The sequence below is a fragment of the Streptomyces sp. NPDC054849 genome (assembly GCF_053610945.1).
Window position 1 is genome coordinate 1 of record NZ_JBSGZI010000148.1, and the last position, 15,611, is coordinate 15,611.

Annotated in this window: 13 protein-coding genes and 1 pseudogene; 5 read left to right on the forward strand and 9 right to left on the reverse strand. The window is 71.9% G+C overall.

The window, feature by feature from the left end; genetic code table 11:
• The first annotated feature begins 180 nt into the window (after positions 1-180).
• Entirely contained in the window at positions 181-609 is a 429-nt protein-coding gene (locus ACWGIF_RS35930) for a Rieske (2Fe-2S) protein (protein WP_453503834.1), read from the forward strand.
• 84 nt (positions 610-693) lie between these two features.
• Here ACWGIF_RS35930 and ACWGIF_RS35935 read toward each other — a convergent pair whose 3' ends face one another.
• The 9 genes from ACWGIF_RS35935 to ACWGIF_RS35975 all read right to left on the reverse strand — a co-directional run bounded on the left by ACWGIF_RS35935 (position 694) and on the right by ACWGIF_RS35975 (position 12,443).
• Positions 694-1,953, reverse strand: a complete 1,260-nt coding sequence (locus tag ACWGIF_RS35935) for an MFS transporter (protein ID WP_453503836.1) — start codon at positions 1,951-1,953, stop codon at positions 694-696.
• 287 nt (positions 1,954-2,240) lie between these two features.
• Positions 2,241-3,455: a S8 family serine peptidase gene (locus ACWGIF_RS35940; RefSeq protein WP_453503837.1), complete on the reverse strand. Its 1,215-nt coding sequence runs from the start codon at positions 3,453-3,455 to the stop codon at positions 2,241-2,243.
• Between the two features lie 404 nt (positions 3,456-3,859).
• A complete protein-coding gene (locus tag ACWGIF_RS35945; RefSeq protein WP_453503839.1) occupies positions 3,860-5,179 on the reverse strand; it encodes a hypothetical protein in 1,320 nt (439 codons plus the stop codon).
• Between the two features lie 244 nt (positions 5,180-5,423).
• Positions 5,424-5,750, reverse strand: coding sequence for a transcriptional regulator (locus ACWGIF_RS35950; RefSeq protein ID WP_453503840.1), 327 nt, complete (start codon positions 5,748-5,750; stop codon positions 5,424-5,426).
• Positions 5,747-6,217 (reverse strand): hypothetical protein, encoded by a 471-nt coding sequence (locus tag ACWGIF_RS35955; RefSeq protein WP_453503842.1) that lies wholly within the window; start codon positions 6,215-6,217, stop codon positions 5,747-5,749. Before ACWGIF_RS35955 ends, ACWGIF_RS35950 begins: the two co-directional genes overlap by 4 nt.
• 177 nt (positions 6,218-6,394) lie before the next feature.
• Entirely contained in the window at positions 6,395-7,909 is a 1,515-nt protein-coding gene (locus tag ACWGIF_RS35960) for a glutamate synthase subunit beta (RefSeq protein ID WP_453503843.1), read from the reverse strand.
• A gap of 210 nt (positions 7,910-8,119) precedes the next feature.
• Positions 8,120-9,313 (reverse strand): serine hydrolase domain-containing protein, encoded by a 1,194-nt coding sequence (locus ACWGIF_RS35965; RefSeq protein ID WP_453503844.1) that lies wholly within the window; start codon positions 9,311-9,313, stop codon positions 8,120-8,122.
• Between the two features lie 273 nt (positions 9,314-9,586).
• The gene (locus ACWGIF_RS35970; protein WP_453503846.1) at positions 9,587-10,774 is read right to left on the reverse strand and encodes a glycoside hydrolase family 64 protein; all 1,188 of its coding nucleotides are present in this window, start codon (positions 10,772-10,774) and stop codon (positions 9,587-9,589) included.
• 247 nt (positions 10,775-11,021) lie between these two features.
• Positions 11,022-12,443 carry a DUF2252 domain-containing protein gene (locus ACWGIF_RS35975; RefSeq protein WP_453503847.1) on the reverse strand — a complete coding sequence of 474 codons (1,422 nt, stop codon included), beginning with the start codon at positions 12,441-12,443 and terminating at the stop codon, positions 11,022-11,024.
• A gap of 624 nt (positions 12,444-13,067) precedes the next feature.
• On the opposite strand from ACWGIF_RS35975, the gene ACWGIF_RS35980 reads away from it, so the two are divergent.
• The 4 genes and pseudogenes from ACWGIF_RS35980 to ACWGIF_RS35995 all read left to right on the forward strand — a co-directional run.
• On the forward strand, positions 13,068-14,192 hold the full coding sequence (locus ACWGIF_RS35980) for an acyl-CoA dehydrogenase (RefSeq protein ID WP_453503848.1): 1,125 nt from the start codon (positions 13,068-13,070) through the stop codon (positions 14,190-14,192).
• Between the two features lie 200 nt (positions 14,193-14,392).
• Positions 14,393-14,851: an RrF2 family transcriptional regulator gene (locus tag ACWGIF_RS35985; RefSeq protein ID WP_453503850.1), complete on the forward strand. Its 459-nt coding sequence runs from the start codon at positions 14,393-14,395 to the stop codon at positions 14,849-14,851.
• Between the two features lie 146 nt (positions 14,852-14,997).
• The gene (locus ACWGIF_RS35990; RefSeq protein ID WP_453503851.1) at positions 14,998-15,099 is read left to right on the forward strand and encodes a putative leader peptide; all 102 of its coding nucleotides are present in this window, start codon (positions 14,998-15,000) and stop codon (positions 15,097-15,099) included.
• 303 nt (positions 15,100-15,402) lie between these two features.
• Positions 15,403-15,611: pseudogene (locus ACWGIF_RS35995) on the forward strand (sulfate ABC transporter substrate-binding protein); the annotation flags it as partial.

Consider the following 15,611-nt stretch of genomic DNA (forward strand, 5'->3'; position numbering starts at 1 on the left):
GGGGGCCCGCCGGGTGGCCGGGGCGGCCCACCACGCCCCCCGCCGCCGCACCCCCGCACACCGCCGGGGCAGGGGGCCGGGGCTCGCCCCGCAAGGGTGACGCTCCCCGGCTGAGCCTGGTCCAGCTGCTATGCATGGGCGTCCGGCGTTCGCCAAGAGATAGCAGCCAGGGAGCCGACGGTGGAGACATCACGACGGGACGTCCTGCACCACGCCGCCGCAGTCGGGCTCTCGCTCGCGGCAGTCGGTTGCTCCGGCTGCCCTGCGGCGGCTGCGGCCGTCCCGCGCGAGGACGGACGAGCGGAGGGTACCGCCGAGGCCGGTACACCGATCGCGAAGACCTCGGACATCCCGGTCGGAGGCGGAAAGATCTTCAAGACCCGGGGCGTCCTGATCGCACAGCCTGCCGCGGGGGTCTTCAAGGCGTTCGACGCCACGTGCACCCACCAGGGTTGCGCCCTGTCCCGCGTCTCGGGCGGCACGGCCCACTGTCCGTGCCACGGGAGCACGTTCCACGTGGCCGACGGCTCGGTGGCCGGCGGGCCGGCGTCGGCGCCCCTGCCGTCGAAGCGGATCCGGGTCGTCGGCGGCTGGATCCACCTCGACTGAGGTGTGTGCCGGGGCGGCGGCCGGTGGGAACGTGAGTGCACGGTGAGTACGTCCGCCGGGCCGTTGTCGCCATGACGTGGGGAGTCACGCCTCCAGCCGCCTGTCCGTACGAGCGGTACGCGCCGTACCAGCGGTGCAAGCGGCGGCGGCCAGGCCCAGAACGGTGATCGAGACGGCCGAGGCGGCCAGGGCCCCCCGGGCTCCGAGCGCGGTGACCAGCGGGCCGCCGAGCGCCGTGCCCAGCGGGACCGAGAGCACGCGGACCGCTGAGCTCGCGGCCAGGGTCTGCGGGAGCAGCTCGCGGGGGGCCGCGCGCTGGAAGAGGGTGGTGGAGAGGGAGGCGTACGGAGGCCAGAGCAGGCCGGCGACGGCGAAGCCGGCGATGGCCGCCCACGTCGGTGCTCCCAGGCCGACCGGGAGCAGAAAGGCGCCGAAGGCGATGACGATGCCGGTCGTGACCGGCCACAGTGGTAGCCGGCCCAGGTACCCGGTCAGGAGGGATCCGACGACGGCTCCCACACCGAAGGCGGTGTAGAAGGCGGCCAGCAGGCCGGCGGGGCCGCCCAGGCCGTCCGACACGTGCAGCGGCAGCGCCACGTACAAGGGGCCGAAGAGGAAGAAGAAGGCGAAACTCAGGCCGAGCAGTCCCAGCAAGGCCGGTGTGCGACGGATGACGGAGAAGCCCGCCGTGCGCGAGCCGGCGCTTTCGGCTTGGGGCACGGTGTCCCGCGGGACGCCGATGAGCGACGTGATCGCGAGCACGAGGAACGTCGCCGCGTCGACGGCGATGACCGTCGCCGCACCGCCCCAGACGATGAGCGCGCCTGCGAGCGGCGGGCCGATGACGGTCGACAGTGAACCGATGCCGGAGAGGACGGCGTTGCCTGCCAGATGGTCCCGCTCCGGGAGCCGGCGGGCCAGGAGGGTGTAGATGCCGGCCTGGCCCCACGAGTGCAGGACGGAGGAGATCGCGAGCAGGACGACGTACAGCTCGATGCCGAGCACGCCGAAGGCATGGCACACGGGTATCGCACCCAGGGCTGCGGCTCGTAACAGGGCATCCCAGCCGACGAGTTGTGCCGGATCACGGTGCCGCAGGAACCTTCCCAGGACGAGTGCGCCGAGCGCGCCGGAGAGCGTGTAGGCCGCCGCGGCGAGCGCGACCCACGTGCCGAGTCCCGCCGCCGGTGCGAGTTCGATCGCCAGCCAGCTCACGGCGACCAGTGCCATGCCGTCGCCGAGGGATGAGACGGTGAAGCCGGGCAGCAGTCGGCGCAGCGTCGAGTGGGTGACCACCGGCCAGTAGGGCGCGGCGCGGATCCTGCCGGTCGGACTCAGTGGCACGGTGACTCCAGGGGTGAAGGGCCTTCATCCCCTTCATCCTTGCCGTGCGTTTCGTCGCCGCCGTGGGCGTTTCACAGTGGGCATAAGGCTCATGGGAGGCGGTGAGGGGGCGACGGCCGGGGTGAGGCTGGTGGACCTCTACCGGCACGACCTGCGGCTGAACGGCGTCAGCCGCGGCGAAAGGGCCGCCGAGGGGGCGGCCCCGCTTCGCTCGCGGCGGAACGCGCTGAGGCCGCCGCACCCCCCTCAGGTGCGGCGGCCCCGGCGCGCTCAGGGGACGGCTCCGCCTACTGCGCGGCCACCTTCAGGAGCTTGTTCGGGGTGCCACTGCTCGGGTTGGTGATCTTTCCGGAGGTGGCCCCCGAGGTCAGGGCCTGTGCGACCTGCGCCGGCGACGCGTCCTTCTGCCCGGCGAGGAAGAGGGCGGCCGCTCCCGCCACGTGCGGGGCCGCCATCGACGTGCCGGAGATCGTCTTCGTGCCGCTGTCGCTGTCGTTCCAGGCGGAGGTGATGTCCGAGCCCGGTGCGTAGAGATCCACGATGGAACCGAAGTTGGAGAACGAGGACTGCGAGTCGTCGGCTGCGCTGGAGGCCACCGTGACGGCCTCCGGGACCCGCGAGGGAGAGCCCTGCCCGGCGTCGGCGGACTCGTTGCCCGCCGCGACGGCGAAGGTGACACCGGCGGCTATCGACCGGCGCACCGCCTCGTCCAGCGCCTCGTCGGCGCCGCCGCCGAGGCTCATGTTGGCCACCGAGGGCCCGCTGTGATTCTGAGTCACCCAGTCGATGCCCGCGACGACCTGCTCGGTGGTGCCGGACCCGTTGTCGTCGAGCACACGGACGGCGACGACCTTGGCCTTCTTGGCCACCCCGTGGGAGGTGCCCGCGATGGTTCCGGCGACGTGCGTGCCGTGGCCGTTGCCGTCGTCCGCGCTCTGGTCGTTGTCCACCGCGTCGAAGCCGTGCGCGGCCCGGCCGCCGAAGTCCTTGTGGCTGATCCGTACGCCGGTGTCGATGACGTAGGCCGTGACGCCCTCCCCGCCCGCGTCGGGGTACGTGTACTTCTTGTCCGGCGCCGTCTCCGCCTGGTCGATGCGGTCGAGGCCCCACGACGGAGGGTTGTCCTGGGTGGCGTTGATGGAGAACTTCTTGTTCTGGACCACCTTGCCCACGGCCGGGTCCGCGGCGAGGCGCTTGGCGTCGGTCTCCGAAAGCCCCGACGCGGAGAAGCCGTTGACCGCGGAGGTGTAGGTGCGCTTCAGTTCGCCGCCGTACTTCTTGGCGAGTGCCTGTTTGTCCGCGTCCTCGTCGAGTATGACGATGTAGCTGCCGCTCAGCGCTCCGGGTGCGCCGAGCCCGTACACCGTTCCCTCAGCCGGAAGGGTCGCGTTGGCGAGGGGGGACAGCAGCATGCAGACGCCCGTTGCAGTGGCGACTCCCGTGGCCACTGCAAGGACCCGGAAGCCGCGTGAACGTGTGCGTGCGTGCTTGTGAGTTGACATGAAGGGAGTACTCCTCGTGTTGACGTGTGGGGCGTCAATGCGTGTTGCGTGACCCCTCCGGAGCCGAAAGATCTCCAGGGGTCAGGCTCGAAACCCTGACCGATTAACGGAGTTGAATCAAGGCCGCCCCGGCCGTCAGCGTTATCAAACAAGCTTTCTTAAAGAGACCTCCGCGTCAGCCCCGCACAATGACCACACTCTTCGAACCATCCACACATCCCGGCAACACCCCGATGCATTCGCGAACACAGGCCTGAAACAACGCACGTTGGCGTGATCCCGGGGGGTCTGCCGGCTGCTTGGCGCGGTCGTCCAGGAGGGGACCGAGGTCGCCGGCGCGGGCGAGCCCGGCGGCGAGGCCGGGGTCGTCGCTGTCGGCGGCGGCGAGGTCGAGGACGTGGAACTCACGGGCCCGGCGCGACGAGCAGCCGGGCCAGGTGGTGCATGCCCTTGCTGTCGCGGACGGTCATGCGCCGGTCGTCGAGGACGACCCTCCAGCAATCGCCCTCCCGGACGAACGCGTTCGGCTCCGGCGCGGCCCGCGGCGGTTCGTCGGCGGTGGGCAGGCGCGCGATCCGTTCGAGCTCGGTACGCGCCGTCTCCCGCTCGATGGCCTCGGCCTGGAGGTTTCCCAGGGCGCGCTGGGCGTCCGCGAGCCTGAGCCGGCACTCGGCCGTCTCGGAGGGGGCGCCGACCTCGATCCAGGCGCGGATCGCGTCGGCGAACAACGCGGACGCGTCGGCCGTATGCCCCTCCGCGAGCAGGACCTCACCCCGCGCCCGCGTGGCCGCCGCGGCGAGCGCGTTGCTTTCGAAGCGGACGGCCACCTCGCCCAGCTCGCGGGCCGCGACCCGTGCCGTCTCCACATCGGAGCGGGCCCCGGCGATCCTTGCCTGGGCGTCCGGCAGCGGAGCCCGCCGCAGCTCGGAGGTGGGGGGCAGCTCCTTCGACGGCACCGGCAGCGGCCGCGCCAGGACCTCCCGGAGCATGGTGGCCGCCGTGTCGACGTCGCCGCCGGCGAGCCGGACGAGCGAGAGCCCGGGTTCGGGATCCCACCCGAGGCGGTGCGCGGCGAGCAGCGCCTCTTCGGCGCCGCTCAGGTCGCCGCGCCGCAGCCGGATCCGGCCCAGTTCCGTCAGCGGCCAGCCCAGCTCGCGGCGCAGGTACAAGCGCAACTCGTCGCAGGCCGGCAGCACCTGCTGTTCGGCGTTCGCGCACTGACCCCGCAGGCGCAGGATCTCGGCCCGGTGCACCCGGCACCGGCCGTGCAGGCTGCCGATCGCGTTCGTGCGCGCCCATCGCTCCATCGCCTCGGTCCACTGCTCGGCCAGGTCGTACTGGGCCATGCCCTGCAGTGCGCACACCAGCTCGCAGAAGACGACACCGGTCGCAAGCGCATCGAGGTCGCCGGACATCGCCGCCGCGCCGGCGTCGTCGAGGAGCTCCAGACCCCGTTCGACGTCGCCGTCGAGGAGCACCAGCCGGGCCTGGGCCACGCGCCCGATCGCCGCGGCCGCCGGATCGGTGTGCGAGCCGGTCTCGATCGCCTTGCAGGCCCAGTCACGGGCCGCGTCGAGATGGCCGCTGAGGAGCCGCTCGAAGGCGCGTACCACCGCGAACCGCGCGTGGGCGGAAGAGACGCCGGCAGGGTCGAGGAGACGCTCCGCACGACGGAGCCACCCCCATACCGGTGCCATGAGCGCGGTGTCGAACAGCAGGTGCATGGCAACCCGTACGGCGGCCCCGGCCGCCCCGTTGTCGTCACCGAGCTCGGCCAGCCGTCCGTGGAGCCGCTCCCAGGTCTCGATCGTGACGTCGAGATGCCCCGCTGCATAGGCGACGGCGGCGAAGTCGGCGAGCCCCGCCGGGGCGAGCCCGCCCTGCTCCCGAGCCTCCAGATAGCCGGCGCAGGCGTCCGCCCACGCGCCGCGGGCCGCGGCGTGACGAAGGCGAGGCGCGCGAATGTAATCAGAGAGCCTGATCCGACTCCGACGGTCCCACGATCGCCCGCAGCGCCGCGAGGTGGCCCCGGTAGGCCTCTCGGCCCCGCCGGGTCAGGCGCAGCCACACCCGTTGGCGGGTATCGCGGACGGCCTTGCGCTGCTCGACGTAACCGGCGTCCATGAGCACGGTCACGTGCTTGCTCAGCACCGAGGCGGAGACGTCGAGTTGATTCTGGACCAGGACGAACTCGGCCTCGCCCGCGGTGTCCAGCAGGGCGCAGATGCGCAGCCGGTTCGGGGCGTGGATGGTGGCGTCGAAACCCGTCAGCGGGTCCGGGGGGCCGGCGCTCACACGGTCTTCCGGTGCAGGCGGACGAAGGCGAGGTGGAAGCCGACGGACACGGCCGCACTGATCAGCGACGCCGCGATCAGCCACGCCGGTCGTCCCGTGACGCGGAAGGCGAACCCCGCTCCCGCGACCAGCACGGGCAGACCCACCACGAGCGGTACGGTCGCCCGCTTCGGCAGCACGTCGAACCGCAGCGCCACCCCGGTCTTGTTGCGCCAGGTCTTGGCCGCGACGGCGAAGAGCGCCCAGTACGCCGCAGTGGTCGCCAGCATGATCCCCATCCAGGCCGAGCGCGGCAGCAGCCAGTCCGACTCGGCCGTGATGCCTCCGTAGGTGAAGGGCAAGGCGGCGGCGTAGAGCGTCAGCGTGATGAAGAACCAGTTCGGCCACGGCGTGGCCGCCAGCGCCGCGGCGGAGGCCCGGACGTGCTCGGTGTCGGCCAGGGCGGAACGGGCCTGCTCTGGAGTCATTCGGACCGCGTTAGTTTCCATGTCGGAAAGCGTAGCACTTAGTTTCCGGCATGGAAAGAGATCAGTTTCCGGTACGGCAAGTCATCGGTCGGCGGCTTCGGGGCATGGGCCGCACGGTCCACGCCACGCCGATACGGTGACCTGCTCGCGCACCGCTCCGGCCGCGGGACGGACACCCTAGAAGTCCCCGTAGCGCATGCGCCCCAAGGCCGTCATCGGCCGGTCGTGAGCGGCGACCGGAGCCGGCAGGCACGTGGAGCCGGTCAGGTAGCGGTCCACGGCGGCGGCCACCGCCCGGCCTTCGGCGATGGCCCACACCACCAGCGACTGCCCCCGGCCCGCGTCGCCCGCTACGAACACTCCCGGCGCCCGTCCGCCGCCCGCCGCGAAGCCGGCGTTCCGCGCGAAGTTGCCGCGCTCGTCGAGCTCCAGCCCCAGCTGCTCGCGCAGGCCGCCTGCCCGCTCGGGGCCCGAGAAGCCGAGCGCCAGCAGGACCAGGCCGACCGGTATGACGCGCTCGGTGCCGGCCAGGGGGCCGCGGGTCACGGGCTCGACGGCGGTCAGGTGCAGCGCCCGTACCCGGCCCGCGGCGTCCCCCTCGAAGCGCAGGGTGGCGCAGGCGAACAGCCGGGGGTCCCGGCCCTCGCGCCCGCGGGCCTCCTCGTGGGCGTGCGAGATCCGGTACGTCCTCGGATACACCGGCCAGGGCTCGCCGTCGGTCCGGTCCGGGCCGGGTTCGGGGTTGATGTCGAGCTGCACCACAGAGATCGCGCCCTGCCGCAGGGCGGTCCCCAGGCAGTCGGAGCCGGTGTCACCGCCGCCCACGACGACCACGTGCCGGCCCTCGGCGGTGACGGGAGACACGGCGTAGTCGCCCTCCCGTACCCGGTTGGCGCAGGTCAGATACTCCATGGCCTGGTGGATGCCGTGCAGCGCGCGGCCGGGGACCGGCAGTTCCCTGCGCTCGCCGGCACCGATCGCGACGACGACGGCGTCGCACCGGCTGCGCAGCTCGTCCGCTCTGGCGCGGGCCGAGCCGCCGACGTCCTCACCCGTGACGAACACCGTGCCCTCGGCCCGCATCTGTTCGATCCGGCGCTCCAGGTGGACCTTCTCCATCTTGAACTCGGGGATGCCGTAGCGCAGCAGTCCGCCGATCCGGTCGGCCCGTTCGTGGACCGTGACGGCGTGTCCCGCCCGCGTCAGCTGCTGCGCCGCGGCCAGTCCGGCGGGACCGGAGCCTATGACGGCCACCGTCTTGCCACTGCACCTCTCCGGCGGCCTCGGCACCATGTAGCCGAGCCGCAGGCCCTCGTCCGCGATCGCCTGCTCTACGTTCTTGATGGTCACAGGGTCCGCGTTGATCGCGAGGACACAGGCGTCCTCACAGGGGGCCGGGCAGAGCCGGCCCGTGACCTCCGGGAAGTTGTTCGTCGCGTGGAGTCGCTCGTACGCCGCACCCCAGTCGGCGTGGGCGGCGTACGCGTTCCACTCGGGTATGAGGTTTCCGAGGGGACAGCCGGTGTGGCAGAACGGAATGCCACAGTCCATGCAGCGGTCGGCCTGCCGGGAGACGAGCGGCAGCAACGACTGGCCCGCGTGGACCTCACGCCAGTCGCCGAGCCTCTCCTCGACGGGACGGGCCGGGACGGCCTCGCGGGGAACCCTGAGGAAGCCGAACGGATCGGTCACGCGCCGCCTCCCTGAGTCGTTCGCGGCGGGGCACACGGCGCGTACGCAGCCTCTCGCACGCGCAACCTGTGGCGGTCCGACCAGATTACGCCGCCTCCGCGCCGGTGCCCTGGGCGACTGCAGGGCGGTGACCGGACGGTACGCAAGGTGACCGTCCCACGCGAGCGGTTCGCTCGTACCGCCTCCCCGGTCGCCCTGGGGCCCCGTCGGTCACCCGCGCAGCAGGGCGCAGACGAAGTCCTCCTGAACCGCCCGGACCTGCGCCAGCAGGTCGGGGTTGACGGTGAGGGAAGTCTGCGTGGTGATCGAGAACGTCAGCGAGCGGCGGCCGTCCGCCGTGGCCGCCACCAGCTGGGTGTAGCCGGGCGTATTGCCGGTATGGCCGTACACCGCTCCGCAGCGCGTCGTGTAGCGGAAGATGGCCAGGCCCGCGTCGGTACGGCCGGGCCCGGGGGGCTGGGACAGTGCGCCGGGGATGAACCGGAACTGCTGGCGTCGGGTGCGGTCCGACACGAGCGCGCCGCCCGCGTAGCCGCGGATGAACGCGGTGAGGTCCTTCGGCGTGGAGACGATGCCCCCGGCCGCCCATGCCCCCGAGGCACTGACGGCCTCGCTGACGTCGACGGGCCCGTTCTGCGGGTCGATCTGGTAGCCGTGGAGGAAGGGCGTGGGCAGCCGGTATCCCTGGGGCAGGCTCGTGGCGTCCAGGCCCAGCGGCTCGTAGACGAGCTCGCGCAGCAGCGCCTCGTACCGTCGTCCGGTGGCGGCCTCGGCCATCAGGGCGATGGCGATGTTGTCGGAGTTGGAGTACTGGTAGCGGCTGCCCGGCCGGAATTCGAGGTCCTCGTCGGCGACGAACTCCAGCAGACGCCGGGAGTCGAAGCGGTGGCGGGGGTCCTCGGAGACGATGTCGATGAACGCCTGGGAGGCCGAGTAGTCGGGCAATCCGCTCGTGTGGTTGAGCAGTTGCCTCAGGGTCACCCCATGCCAGGCGGCCGGCTGACCGGGCAGCACCTCGCCGATCGTGTCGTCCAGATGCAGTCGGCCGCGGTCGACGAGCCCCAGCGCCACCGCCCCGCTGAAGGCCTTGGCGACACTGGCGATCCGCATGTGGTCGGTCGCACTCGGCGGCCGGCCGCTCTCCAGATCGGCCACGCCGGCCCGGTAGACCTGCGTACGGTCGCCGTCGCGCAGGACGGCGATGACGCCGGGGGGCCCGTCGGGGCGCTCCACCAGCTCCCGCAGCTCCTGCTGGAGGGAGGTCCCGGACGGCGGGTTGCGGTCCGCTCCGGCCTGCGCGGGCTGCACGGAGGCACCGAGCAGGGCGCCGCACACGGCGGTGGCGGCGGCCAGGCGCAGCGACGGGCGGATCCGGCGGGCGTGGCCGTAGGGGCGTGGGGACACGGAGGTACCTCCCGGGGAAGACGGAGCGGTGGCCCACGATGGCAGGGGCCGCGGCGATGCCGGCGCAGACACGGCCGCGCGCGGGCCGGCCGTGGCCCATCCGGCCGTGGCAGGGGCCACGCCCCCTACGCCCCTACGCCCCTACGACACCTGCGGCGCCTGCGGCCGCGTGGGGTCCGGAGGAGCCCGGCCCTGCAATCCGGTCCCCGACTCCGGCTACGACAAGGGCGAGCGGGCGCCCCGGAGAGGGGGGCGCCCGCTGCCGGTCCGGGTTTAGCTGAACGGTTCCAGCGTCATGAAGGCCTCCTGCGGGTTGCCGTCGTGCACCAGCGACTCATGGGCGCCCACGTCGTCGAAGGCGAAGCCGTACGCCTTACCGTCGGCCATCTGTTCGTGGATGATCCGGGAGTAGTGGTTGGTGACGGCGTCACGGTAGAAGGCGGTTCCGTTGGCGTCGGGTTGGGCGGGGTTGGTCAGGAGCGTCGATCGGTTGAAGCCCGCACAGAGGGTCCGGGAGATCGGCCCGCGGACGAGGTCGTTGGGGGCGTCGAGGAGCTTGTAGCAGCCGAAGATGCTGTCGGAGTCCGGCTTCTGGAAGCTGGTGACCACCGCCCCCGAGGCGTTGGTGAAGTTCATGACGTTGCCTGAGACCCGGCCGTAGTACCTGGTGTTCGGTTGGTTCGCGAACGGCGTGACGGTGAGTGTGGAGGAGCTGTACTTGCTCCACACCCGGTTGACGTAGTCGTTCATGACGCCGGCCGGGATCCCGCCCGCCTCGATGCCGTGACCGGGCGAGAGCGCTCGCAGCGGCATGCCGTCGGGCCGGTTCTGGATCAATCCGCCCCAGCCGGCCGAACGCAGCCGGCTGAAGACGGCGTTGTAGCCGCCCGGCCTCAGCCGGCCGGTGTTCCTGACCGTGCCGTCGGCTGCCTTCACCCCTACCGCGTAGGGAGCGGAGAACATGTCGACCTGGGTGCTGTTGATCCACAGGCCTGCGTCGTTGAGCGTGTACTCGGACCAGTTGAACAGGATGTTGCGGTTGGGGTCGGAGGGGTTCTGCACGGCAGGCTGCACCAGGCCACCGGTGGTGACCTTGAAGACGATCTTCTGGCCGATGGAGAAGTAGATGCGTCCGGAGAATTTGGGCATCCGGATCGTCTTGGTCTGCCCGGCGGCCGGACCCGCGATCGACGCGTCGGGGGCGGGGGTGGGGGGATTGCCTCCCACGGGCCACGGGTGGAACGTGCCGTTGGCGTCGGCCCAGCCCTGCTGGCCCGTCGTCAGCAAGGTCCCCAGGTTGTAGACGTAGACCGGCTCACTGCGTCCGGAGCTGTTCTTGATCGTGAGTGGGATGGTCGCCGGTACGGCCTCTGCGGATGCCGACGGACCGAGAACCATCAGGCCGGCGGCGACGACCGATGCCGCGACCCCGGCTGCAAGTACTTTCGATAAGCGGAACACTCATGTCCTCCATGTGGGGGGAGCTGACTGGAGGTGCGGTTGCGGCGCTCGCACGTCCTGCGGGCGAAGAAGGGCGGGCGGGGCGGACGGGGATGCACACCTTGAAAACTGAGAGCGCTCTCAGACTCCATCTGTGTTCATCTCCTGTCAATGAACCTGACAAAGCCGAAGCGCCCGAGCCGAGCCCCGTCGGCCCGGGCGGCGAAGGCCCGGCCGGCGGTGCGGCGCCTCCCGCGCGCGGTGCCGCCTACGCTGTGGCGGCGGGCACCCTGCCGGAGGCGATCGCGTCCAAGAGTGCCTGGTGGTCCCGCTCGTTGCAGTCCGCGTAGCTCTCGGCGAACCGCACGAGCGCCTGGTCGAAGACATCTCCGCGGCCCAGATAGGCGGCGATGGCGATCCGGTCCCCGGACCGGGCGTGCGCCCGTGCCAGGGTGACGCCGCACAGGTCGGCGAACACCCGCATACCGCGGGGCTCCATATGGGAGGGTTCGGCGATTCCCTTCCAGTCGCGCAACTGGCGTACGTAGAAGTCCCGCTCGCGGTCGTCGATCCCGTTCGCCCGCTGCCAGCCCAGGAAGATGTCACTGGCCGCCTGCATCACGCGCTGGCCGGCGACGACCCGCTCGCCCTGCGTGGCGTACTCGCCGGCGCCGGCGTACGCGGCGAGCACGGATTCCCCGGCCTCCTTGGCCTGGAGGATCAGCGGGTCCTCGCCGTCGCGGCCCAGCAGCAGGATGACCCAGCACCGCATGCCGACGCTGCCGACGCCCACCACCTTGCGGGCCATGTCGACGACGGTGAACTGGCTCAACAGGTGCCTGCGGTCCGTGCTGAGGCTCCCCGCGTACTGCTCGACCAGCTCGCGGATCTGCTCGTCGAGCGCCTCGTGCTCCCGGTCCGGCAGCAGTTGGGAGATCGGCGTGATCAGTTGCGGAACCGCGGCGAAGCGGCGGCGGCCACCGACGACCTCGGTGAGCTTCTCGAACGCCTGCCGGCTGTCGCGACCGCGCGCCTTGCCCAGCGCCTCGGACATGCGCTTGCGGCCGCGGGTGTGGAGCGCGCCCTCCGCCAGCGCCCGGAGGTTCGTCTCGTCCACTCTCGCGTACCAGACGTCGAGGTTGCGCATCTGGGCGAAGGCCCGCATCTGCTCGCGGTAGGCACGCACGGCCGACCGTACGGTCTCCGCGCGCTCGCGGTCGGAGAAGCCGTTCTCCCTCCCGGCGATGACCAGACTGGTCGCCAGCCGCTTGACGTCCCACTCCCACGGTCCGGGCAGCGTCTCGTCGAAGTCGTTGATGTCGAACAGCAGGTTCCGCTCGGGGGAGCCGAGGAGCCGGAAGTTCAGCAGGTGCGCGTCCCCGCACAGCTGCGCCCGGATACCGGAGTGAGGTGTGGCGGCCAGGTCAGCGGCCATGATCGCGGCGGCGCCCCGGTAGAAGCGAAACGGCGACTCCGCCATGCGGCCGTAGCGGATCGGCAGCAGCTCCTGCACCCGGGTGGCGGACTGCCGCTCGATCACGTCCACCGGGTCCACCCGGTCCGACGGTGGCTGGAAGGGTCCGTGGGCGGACCGCGGCGCCCGTTGACGGGCCGCCCGGCCGCGGGCGGCCCGCTCTTCGGCCGAGTGCCTGGGCCCGCCACCGGCCGCGGCCGTCTCGCGCATCGTCATCGTCGTGCACCTCCGGCCGCCGGGACCCCCGCGCCTCCCAGCATGGCACTCGCGCGAGACCGGCGCCCCGCACCGTTTTCGGCCCACCCGGCAAGCCTGCGACGAAGGGGGTGCCGAGCAGGGCGACGCGGCAGCATCGGGCGCGCTCGGCCGGTGCCAGGGCGGGGGTCCCCCGGCCGCGTCGGCCGTGCGGCCCGAGGTCTCTCCGGCCGGCCCTCTACGTCTCTGCTTCCAAGACAGATTCGTCCACCATTCGGCCATGCTCTTGCTGGACGAGCCGGCTTCGGAGAGTATCCCTATCAATCCGATGGGAAAAGTGGGATTCGCTGCCGGTACTGCCCTGTCCGGCCCCACCCGTCCCGCGATCCCCCTTCCGCTCGCGCTCCCATCCCGCCCCCTCATGCGCCACCCGAACCTCCCCACAACCGGCCGAGCCCGCCGACAACCCTCCGGAGCAGCCCACATGACCACCGCCCTCCCGCCCGGCCCCGCGGTCCGCCCGGCCCCCGCGCCATGCCACGGCACCCCGGCCTGTCGGTGACGGCCATGCCGACGACCCCCGGCTTGGGCGGCGGCGCCCGGCCCTCCGATGAACGAAGCGCGCTCCTGCGTACCGCTCGCGATGTGGCGGATGACCTCGCCGCGGACGCCGTATCCCGCGACCAGGCGGGCCGGCCTCCGGTCGACGAGAGGGCCCGGCTGCGCGAGGCCGGCCTCCTGGCGGCCCTCACTCCGCCCCGGCCGGGCCGCGGAACGGACTGGCGTACCGGATGCGCCGTCATACGGGAGATAGCCGCGGCGGACAGCTCCGTGGGCGACGTACTCGCCCGCCACTACGTACACACCTGGAGCGGACGTTTCTACGCCCGGCACGACCACGCGACCACCCTCGAGGAGGCGTCGGTGCGCGAGCACTGGCTGTGGACCGGGGCGGTCCGCACTCCTGGACCCGACGACGACACCGAGAGCCCGGACCTCACGCTGAGGCCGCGCAACGCCGGTTACGTGCTGAACGGACGCCGGTCCGTGGATACGGCGGTGGCCGTCGCCGACCAGATCGTGGTGGACGCCGTCTGCTCCGTGACCGGTGACGTCCTGGTCGTACGGCTCACCCCCCGCATGCGGGGCGTGAGCGTCGAAACCGCCCACGACCGCCTCGGGCAGCGCGTCGCCGGCGCGGGCGAGGTCGTCCTCGACCGGGTCACCGTCACGTCCGGACAAGTGCTGGGCCGCCGGCCGCACGACGAGGAATCGACCGCGCCCTTCACCGCGCTCGCCGAGCCCGCGCTCCGGCTCGCCCTCTGCCACGTCGGCCTCGGCATCGTCGAGGGCGCCCTCACCGAAGCGCGCGACCTCAGCAGGGGCGGCCGCGCATACCGGCTGCCCTGCGAGGACCCGGACCTCTTGCTGACGTACGGGGAACTCGCCTCCGCCGCCCACACGGCCACCGCCGTGGTCGACCGTGCGACGGAGGTGCTGGCGCGGGCCCTCGACACGGGTACGCACCTCGATGCCGAAGAACCCGTGGGCGTCGCCGCGCTGGTCGCCACGGCCGAGACCGTGACGTCGAAGGCCGCCCTGCACATCACCACCCGGGTGCTGGAACTCGCCGACGCCCCCGGACTGGACCGCTTCTGGCGCAACGCACGTGTCCTGACAGCCCACCGCCCGGTCGCGCACCGCCTGCGCTCCATCGGCGAGCACTACCTCAACGGCTCCCACCGGGCGGCGGCCGGAGCCTTCCCCTGAGGGCGGGGGCCGGCCCGGACGCGGCTCCGCGACCTGAGCCCCTCGGCTGCCGGGCCGGGCGCGAGCGCCGGGCCGGCCGGCCGGCCGCAGCCGGCAGGCGCAACTCGGCACGTTCAAGCCGACAGCTCAGGCCGACAGGCGCAAGCCCGCCGGCCCACCCGGGACGGACACGGACCGGAGCCGTACGGGATAATGAGCACATGCGGATCTCAGCCAGGGCGGACTACGCGGTACGTGCCGCACTACAGCTCACCGCGTCACAGGATGACGGGCCGGTGAAGGCCGAAGCCATCGCCGACGCCCAGGACATCCCGCACAAGTTCCTCGAAGGCATCCTGAACGACATGCGCCGGGGCGGGCTCGTCCTCAGCCAGCGCGGCGGGAACGGCGGCTACCGGCTGGCCAAGCCCGCGCAGTCCATCAGCATCGCGGATGTCATCCGCGTCGTGGACGGACCGCTCGTGTCGGTACGCGGGGTCCGTCCCCCGGACCTGTCCTACACGGGCCCCGCCCAGTCACTGCTCCCCCTGTGGATCGCATTGCGGTCCAACGTGCGCGAGATCCTCGAAGGCGTGACGCTCGCCGACGTCGCAACGTCCCGTCTGCCCGCCGACGTCTCGGCTCTGGCGCACGCTCCCGACGCCTGGACCAATCCCTGACCGACCGGGCGCGAGGCGCCCGCCTGCGGTTTCTCGGATGGTGAGATTCATCCGTCCATCATATGGATAGCCCCTTGGGGCGGATGACGCCGTCTGCCACTATGCCTACCAAGCAGGTAGGAAAACTAGGAATCAGCGAGGCGGCCATGCGAACAGTGCACTGCGCGGGCCGTCTGCTGCCCCTTCTCACCACCCGCCGGCACATCGACCTGGTGCGTACGTCCAGCGCCATCTGTCAGCCTGCCTGACATCGTCCACGGGTCCTGACTCCGCCTCGCACCTCACACCGCTGTGCGCTGTGCCGACCCGCTCTCCGGCAGCCCCTGGGGCTGTCCTTGCCGCCCCGCTTCACCTTCGAGCGCGGCGTGCGACGTACGGCGGCCCGTCACCCACCCCTCGGATCCGCGACGCCTCTCTCATCCCGGCCTGCCGACGGCGGCCCCGCCACCGACGGCCGGGGAGTGGGTGCCGTGCATGCCGCCGACGACCTGCCCTCGCATGACTCCGTCTCTCTCGAACACCCTTCCCGTGCCCCGTGAAAGGACATTCCCGTGTCTGCCGCAAGACCGCTCACTTCCCTGCGCATCGTCGCCGTCACCGCAGCGCTCCCCCTCCTGCTCACGGCCTGCGGCTACGGTTCCGAGGCGAAGAAGGAAGACGACAAGGCCGACGTCGCGGCCGTCGACGGTGAGAAGTTGTCGGCGTCCGAGGTCCGGATCGGCTATTTCCCGAACCTGACGCACGCCACCGCGCTGGTCGG

Coding starts and splice junctions, on each gene's coding strand:
- ACWGIF_RS35940 (WP_453503837.1), bottom strand. CDS start 3,455: ATGTCAACTCACAAGCACGCACGCACACGTTCACGCGGCTTCCGGGTC.
- ACWGIF_RS35945 (WP_453503839.1), bottom strand. CDS start 5,179: ATGCACCTGCTGTTCGACACCGCGCTCATGGCACCGGTATGGGGGTGG.
- ACWGIF_RS35955 (WP_453503842.1), bottom strand. CDS start 6,217: ATGACTCCAGAGCAGGCCCGTTCCGCCCTGGCCGACACCGAGCACGTC.
- ACWGIF_RS35975 (WP_453503847.1), bottom strand. CDS start 12,443: ATGACGATGCGCGAGACGGCCGCGGCCGGTGGCGGGCCCAGGCACTCG.
- ACWGIF_RS35985 (WP_453503850.1), top strand. CDS start 14,393: ATGCGGATCTCAGCCAGGGCGGACTACGCGGTACGTGCCGCACTACAG.
- ACWGIF_RS35990 (WP_453503851.1), top strand. CDS start 14,998: ATGCGAACAGTGCACTGCGCGGGCCGTCTGCTGCCCCTTCTCACCACC.